At 76.2% G+C, this 1,248-nt stretch carries 1 protein-coding gene; it reads right to left on the bottom strand.

Annotated elements, in window-relative coordinates; genetic code table 11:
- Window positions 1–1,248, bottom strand: a 1,248-nt coding sequence (locus AB8Z36_RS40755; protein WP_369218383.1) for a KS-MAT linker domain-containing protein, incomplete at both ends; no start/stop codon positions are given.

The raw sequence follows: 1,248 nt of genomic DNA, 5'->3' as shown, positions 1-1,248 counted from the left end.
CGGGGGTGCGCACGAGGCGGCGTACGTGGCGGTGGCCCGCCCGGAGCAGGACGGCGCGTCCGGCAGGGTGCGGGGGCTCGGCGAGCAGTGCCGGAAGGGCGTCGGCGGTGCCGGTGCCCTCGATGTCGACGCAGGTGACGTCGGAGTGGGGGCATTCGGCGGCGAGGACCTGGGCGTAGCCGAGGATGCCTGCAGCGTGGGGGTTGTCGTCGTGGGCACCGGCGGTGACGACCGTGACGCGGGGTCCGGTGCCGTGGGCGCGGAAGAGGGCGAGGACGCCGTCGCGCAGGGCGGTTTCGAGGTCGTGCGGGCGGTCGAGTCCGCCGAGGTGGTACAGGTGCCGCACGGGCTGGGCGAGCAGTTGCGCCGGGTCGTCGCGGTCGAGGCGGACGAGGCGGGCGCCGGGGTGGTGACGGAGTAACGCCTGGGCGAGGGCGCCGGGTTCACCGGCGGTGAGGACGGCCACCTCGTGGCCCTCGGCGGCGGGAGTGCGGTGTGCGGGCTCGGGGAGTTCTTCCGGGCACCACACGGGCTGGTGGAATCCGAGTTCCGGGATGTCCTCGCGGCGGGTGTGCCCGGATCTGGCGGAGCCGCCGGGTATCAGGTCGCCGCCGGGTATCAGGTCGCTGCCGGGTATCAGGTCGCTGCCGGGTATCAGGTCGCTGCCGGGTATGAGGTCTCTCGCGGGGGTGTGCGGAGGGCCGGTGGGTGCCGACTCCGGGCGCGGTGACCCCGTACGCCCGGCCGTGCCGCGTGGCGTCGGCCCCGGTATCCAGTACCGCTTGCGTGCGAACGGGTAGGTGGGCAGGCCGATGCGGCGGGCGCCGCTGTCCGGCCACTGGGCGTGGGCGCCCCGGGCCCACAGCCGTGCGGCCTCGGTGAGGTCGCCGTCGGCCAGCGCGCGGGCCAGGCGCTCGGTCGCGCCGGTGTCCGGCGCGCGGCGGCCCTGGGCGGTGTCGTGGAGCGCGATGCCCGCGCCGTCGATGTCCGCGCTCCCGGCACCCTCGCCCTCGACGCCGTCGCCGACCGCCCTGAACACCGCCTGTACGTCGCTGAGTCGACGGGCCGTGAAGGCCAGGCGGACGTCGAGCTGCTCCCTGCCGACGCGGAGGGTGTGGGCGAGGTCGGCCAGGGACAGGGCCGGTGCGGCGCCCGCGCGGGCCAGCTCACGGAGGGTGGTGCTGCCGGAGACGGTGGTGGCGAGGCCGAGGCGTTCGCTGAGTCCGGCGAGTTCGGCCGCGCCCAGGC

It is taken from the genome of Streptomyces flavofungini (genome assembly GCF_041028215.1).
GTDB classification, from domain to species: Bacteria; Actinomycetota; Actinomycetes; order Streptomycetales; family Streptomycetaceae; genus Streptomyces; species Streptomyces flavofungini_B.
This window is presented reverse-complemented; position numbering and strand designations above follow the sequence as displayed.